7 protein-coding genes are annotated in these 5,602 nt (G+C 38.7%); 5 read left to right on the forward strand and 2 right to left on the reverse strand.

The annotated features are described in order from the left end of the window. The 5 genes from V7147_RS22210 to V7147_RS22230 form a co-directional block, all read left to right on the forward strand. Positions 1 to 279: hypothetical protein (locus tag V7147_RS22210; protein WP_335369985.1), on the forward strand; the 279-nt coding region annotated here is incomplete at its 5' end. 67 nt (positions 280 to 346) lie between these two features. Further along, on the forward strand, positions 347 to 1,486 hold the full coding sequence (locus V7147_RS22215) for an acyl-CoA dehydrogenase family protein (protein WP_335369986.1): 1,140 nt from the start codon (positions 347 to 349) through the stop codon (positions 1,484 to 1,486). A gap of 408 nt (positions 1,487 to 1,894) precedes the next feature. Beyond that, positions 1,895 to 2,248, forward strand: a complete 354-nt coding sequence (gene cccA, locus V7147_RS22220) for a cytochrome c550 (protein WP_335369987.1) — start codon at positions 1,895 to 1,897, stop codon at positions 2,246 to 2,248. Positions 2,249 to 2,532: 284 nt separating this feature from the next. Beyond that, complete coding sequence (locus V7147_RS22225) at positions 2,533 to 3,237, forward strand: tRNA (adenine(22)-N(1))-methyltransferase (RefSeq protein ID WP_335369996.1); 705 nt, start codon at positions 2,533 to 2,535, stop codon at positions 3,235 to 3,237. Continuing rightward, positions 3,234 to 4,361 carry a Nif3-like dinuclear metal center hexameric protein gene (locus V7147_RS22230; protein ID WP_335369988.1) on the forward strand — a complete coding sequence of 376 codons (1,128 nt, stop codon included), beginning with the start codon at positions 3,234 to 3,236 and terminating at the stop codon, positions 4,359 to 4,361. Before V7147_RS22225 ends, V7147_RS22230 begins: the two co-directional genes overlap by 4 nt. A 34-nt stretch (positions 4,362 to 4,395) precedes the next feature. Here the strand turns inward: V7147_RS22230 and V7147_RS22235 are convergent, their stop codons facing one another. Together V7147_RS22235 and V7147_RS25305 are read right to left on the reverse strand one after the other, a co-directional pair. Continuing rightward, positions 4,396 to 5,340: a 4-hydroxy-3-methylbut-2-enyl diphosphate reductase gene (locus V7147_RS22235; RefSeq protein WP_335369989.1), complete on the reverse strand. Its 945-nt coding sequence runs from the start codon at positions 5,338 to 5,340 to the stop codon at positions 4,396 to 4,398. Positions 5,341 to 5,443: 103 nt separating this feature from the next. Further along, positions 5,444 to 5,602: hypothetical protein (locus V7147_RS25305; protein ID WP_438824635.1), on the reverse strand; the 159-nt coding region annotated here is incomplete at its 5' end.

The raw sequence follows: 5,602 nt of genomic DNA on the forward strand, positions 1-5,602 counted from the left end.
CTTATTTTTATAATTATCTGTACTTTAGGCTTACTTTTGAATAGAAAAAATACGTTTTTCGTACATATTGGTTCCATCCTTCTTGCCCTTTTTATCCTGCTTTTAACAGTCAACGGAAGTGATCTCCTGTTTAAAGGACATGGATCATATTTGTCCGGAATCATTTTATTGAACTGTGTCAGTTGGGTTATAGTCGGCATTTTTTCAAAGAAAAAATATTTTTTAATCACTGGTATTCTTGGAAGTATCACTTCGGTAACAATATTATTAAATATTTAAATTGTATGAAAATTCATCTATACCCATTATAATAGATAATGAAAACGTATACAACGGGAGGGGTATTATGAATTTCGATTTAACGACTGAGCAAAAAATGATTCAAAAAACCATAAGGGAGTTTTCAGAAGCAGAAGTTGCTCCAGGCGCTGAACAACGAGATAAAGACAAACGTTTCCCAATTGAAGTTTTTCAAAAGCTTGGTGAATTAGGCATGATGGGCCTACCATTTCCCGAGGAGTATGGTGGTGTAGGTGCAGATACAATCAGCTTTGCAATCGTGGTCGAAGAACTTAGCCGAGCCTGTGGGTCCACTGGAATTACATACTCTGCACATATTTCGCTTGGTGGTGCACCCCTTCATTTATTTGGAACCAAGGAACAAAAGCAAAAATACTTAACACCCATCTGTACAGGAGAGTCACTAGGTGCATTCGGACTGACCGAACCAAATGCCGGTTCAGATGCAGGTGGGACGCAAACTGAGGCCGTACTTAAGAATAATGAGTTTATTATCAATGGAAATAAATGCTTTATAACCAATGCTAGCTTCGCGCAGCATCTTGCTCTTACCGCGATAACAGGTCGAAATGGAGGGAAAAAGGAAATCAGTGCGATCATTGTTCCAACTGATTCCGATGGATTTAAGGTAATCGATAATTATGAAAAAATGGGACTTAATGCTTCAAATACGACAGAATTGGTTTTAGAGGGTGTTCGAGTCCCTGAGGAAAACTTACTTGGCCAACAAGGAGAAGGCTTCAGACAGTTTCTAATCACGCTAGATGGTGGCAGAATCGGAATAGGAGCTATGGCGGTTGGAATTGCACAAGCAGCATATGAGAAGGCGTTATCGTATGCTAAAGAGCGAAAGCAATTTGGGAGATCAATTTCTAGCTTTCAAGCCATTCAATTTAAATTAGCAGATATGGCGATGAAAATTGAGTTGGCTCGAAATATGGTGTATAAAGCTGCATGGTTGAAGGACCAAAACCGTAATTTTTCGAAAGAAGCTTCTATGGCTAAATTATATGCGTCTGAAATTTGCATGGAGGTTACAAACCAGGCTGTTCAGATTCACGGTGGGTATGGCTACATGAAAGAATATCATGTTGAACGATTTATGAGGGATGCAAAGCTATTAGAAATAGGAGAAGGAACATCTGAAATACAACGGATGGTGATTGCTAGAGCAATTGGATGTTAATCTAACTATGAACTCCTATCCTTTGGTTAGGAGTTTTTCGTTTGCCTTTTTGACAAATTTGTGACATTTTTGTGTAATATAATTTTACAATATTATGTTAATTGGGTTCTTGTACAATTAGGTCTTTCACTTCTATCATTTTTCAAGTAAAATAGAGTGTGTTTGTATAGAATAGTAATAACTTTATTCAGCAAAGTTGCCACTTCAATATGCGGTGGGATAAAATCAGCGTTACATAACCAATTCAGTTAGGTTTCAAATCCTGGCTGAATAAAGTTAAAGCCTCCGGCGGATGCCACGATTTTTTAAAGGAAATTTTTCGAGCACGCTCGAAAAAATCGGGCGCAAATACGCCAAGGCGCATTTGATTTACGTTTTATGATGTACATAGGTAAGGGAGGTCAGAAAATGAAAAAGAATCCATTAATACCATTTGCTTTAATTGCAGTATTCGGTATTGGACTTATGTTCCTATTAGGTTTTGTTGGACTAGGTAACATGGACGAAATGGCAAACAAAGGAGAAGAGGCTCCAGAAACAGCTGCTGCTTCCCCAGAAGAGATTGTCAAAAGTACATGTGCTGCGTGCCATGGACAGGATTTAGCTGGTCAAGGTACTGCGCCTGCTTTAAAAGGTATTGATTTATCCGTTGAAGAGATTCAAGATGTAATCACAAATGGTAAAGGTGCAATGCCTGGCGGTTTAGTTAAAGATCCTGCACAAATACAAGAAATAGCAAATTGGTTAGTTGACCAAAAATAAATAATAGATAAAAACCCTTTGCATAAGATGTAAGGGGTTTTTTTCTGTCCACATTCACCTAAGATGGAAGTTTCCTTGTAACTCTTGTATAATTAAAACTAATTTAAATAAAATGGGGTTTAAAAAGGTGGATGAAGAGGACCAAGAATTTCGAGGCGGTGCAGCTTTGAGGACCGGAGCGTATGCAGTTAATACGTGAGGACCGGAGAAGCAAGCCAACGAAGAAATTCGATGTGTCATATTCACCGCACTTTTTAAACATCCCTAAAAAATGTGGTGTTATTATGAATGAGGAAAAGCTATCAAAGCGGCTTGAAACAGTCGCATCATACATACCAAAAGGGTCTATTTTAGCAGACATTGGATCTGACCATGCCTACTTACCATGCTATGCATTTTTAAACGGACTGATATCAAAAGGTATCGCTGGAGAAGTGGCAGAAGGCCCCCTACAATCAGCAAAAAAACAAATCACCAAAAATCAACTTGACCGGGCATTAGAAGCAAGAAAAGGAGATGGTCTAGAGGTCATTCAACCAAATGAAGTAACTTGCATCACGATTGCTGGAATGGGTGGCTCACTGATTCGTTCTATCCTTGACAATGGAAAAAGCAAATTATTAGGTGTGGAACGACTTATTCTCCAACCAAATATCGGAGCTTCGACAATTAGAGAATGGCTGATCGAAAACGATTGGGAGTTAATCGCTGAAGAAATTTTAGAAGAAGACAAAAAAGTTTATGAAGTCTTAGTCGCCGAAAAAGGAAATCCACAAAAACCATATAAAAATAAAGATCCAGAATTATTGCTTGGACCATTTTTATTGGAAGAAAAAAGTCCAATCTTTATAAAAAAATGGACACATGAACTAAAACACTGGGTAAGAATCCTAGAACAGCTTAAGGTGGCAGGGGAAACCCACGACAACCGTTTGCGAAAGGAAGAACTTAAGAAAAAGATTGAGATTGTTAAGGAGGCATTAAAATGAGCAAAATACCAAACGGATTTGAAGTCATCCAGGTGTTTGAGCAATTTTCGCCTAAATATCTAGCGGTTGAAGGTGACCGGGAAAAAATTGGTCTTCAAATTGGAACTTTAAATAAGCCGGTAAAGAAGGTTATGGTCGTACTTGATGTCTTAGAGGAGGTTGTCGATGAAGCTATATCAAATGATGTCGATTTGATTATCGCTCATCATCCTCCGATTTTCCGTCCATTAAAAGCCGTTCAAACTGATACACCTGCGGGAAGAATCATTGAGAAATGTATTTTACATAAGATTGCGGTCTATGCAGCACATACAAATCTGGATGTAGCAGTTGGTGGGGTCAATGATTTATTAGCGAATGCATTGGAGTTATCAAATATTGAGTTGCTCGCTCCAACCTACGAGGAAAGACTAAAAAAACTAGCTGTGTATGTTCCAAAGGAATCCGCAGAGGATGTCCGGATCGCATTGGGAGCAGTTGGTGCTGGTTTTATAGGGAATTACAGTCACTGTACGTTTAATACACAGGGTACTGGAACCTTTTTGCCACACGAAGGGACAAACCCTCATATCGGAGAAATTGGCAAATTAGAAGAAGTGGATGAAATCAAAATCGAAACAGTATTTCCAAGCAGTCTTCAGAAAATGGTTATTACAGCTATGCTTAAGGCACATCCATATGAAGAGGTCGCCTATGATATTTATCCGCTTGATATCGAAGGGAATGAACTTGGACTTGGGAGAGTTGGCTATCTTGAACACGAGATGACGCTTGAGCATTTTGCACAGCATGTAAAGGATAAATTAGAGGTGGATGGTTTACGTGTTGTTGGTTCACTTTCAGATAAAGTAAAAAAGGTTGCTGTACTTGGTGGCGATGGGAATAAATATATTACACATGCGAAAAGAGCGGGGGCAGATGTGTATGTAACCGGAGATATGTATTATCATGTTGCTCAAGATGCGATGATGATGGGGCTTAATATTGTGGATCCTGGTCATAATGTTGAAAAGGTCATGAAAAAAGGGGTAGCAAACGTTTTAACTGAGCGTTTTAAAGAAAAGAAATTCGAGGTTTCAGTTATCACCTCAGAACTAAATACTGATCCATTCAAATTTCTATAAAAAAAGGTACTCCGTTTGCTGGAGTACCTTTTGTTTATTGTTTAGTTTTTACCTTTGGTAATACTTTATGAAGAGGAACTTTTCGTACACGTTCCCATGTTTCCTCATTTTTATGATCAAATTGTTCTAAGAAGTTAATCACTTCTTTCGTAATCGGTGTTGGAGTGGAAGCACCTGCTGTTACAGCTACCTTCTCTACACCTTCAAGCCAATCAAGCTGGATGTCGGTTACATCTGCGACACGATATGCTGTGGTTCCTGCAATTTCCTCAGAAACCTGTGCAAGACGGTTTGAGTTATTACTCATTGGGTCTCCAACCACGATTGTTAAGTCTGCCACTCCAGCTTGTTGAGCAACTGCTTCTTGACGAACCTGTGTTGCTAGACAAATTTCATTATGGACTTCAGTATGCGGGAATTTTTCCTTCACCTTTTCCATAACATCAAGAACATCCCATTGGCTCATCGTTGTTTGGTTAGTTACAACGAGTTTTTCACTATTTAGCTCAAGGTTTTCAACATCTTCAACGGTTTGAACAAGATGAACGAAACCGGGTGCTTCACCAATGGCACCTTCTGGCTCTGGATGGCCTTTTTTACCAATATAGATTATATGGTAGCCTTCTGCTGATTTTTCCTTGATTAAATCGTGTGTTCTTGTTACATCAGGGCAAGTCGCATCAAGTGTAACAAGACCTCTTTCCTTCGCTAATTGTTTCACCTCAGGTGATACACCATGCGCTGTGAAAATGACAGTGCCTTCTTTAACTTGATTTAGAATATCTAAACGATTCGGTCCATCAAGTGTAATAATTCCTTCTTCTTCAAATGCATCTGTTACGTGTTTATTGTGTACAATCATTCCTAATATATAAATTGGTCTAGGTAATGTTTTATCTAAAGCGGCATTTTTCGCAATTACCATCGCATCCACTACACCGTAGCAATAACCGCGCGGTGCAATTTTGATTACTTCCATGCACGTCTCCTCCTCAGCTAATAAATCGGATAGCTTATACCGACTGGTACTCTCGTAATCTCGTATTTATTATATCTGAGTATGACGGATAATACAAAGTCTTTTAAATGTAAAGCTTTGGCACTGATTTCCCGGAATCCGCTGCTTTTGATTTTTCTTCTTCAGTTTGCTCATCGTCATCATTGGAAATTACATCAGAAAGTGAGATCGTTTCCGTTTCTTTTTCTTTCCTTTTTCCTTTACCTTTCCTTTTTCCTTTACC

Source organism: Bacillus sp. JJ1521 (assembly GCF_036965165.1).
Classification (GTDB): Bacteria; Bacillota; Bacilli; order Bacillales; family Bacillaceae_L; genus Ferdinandcohnia.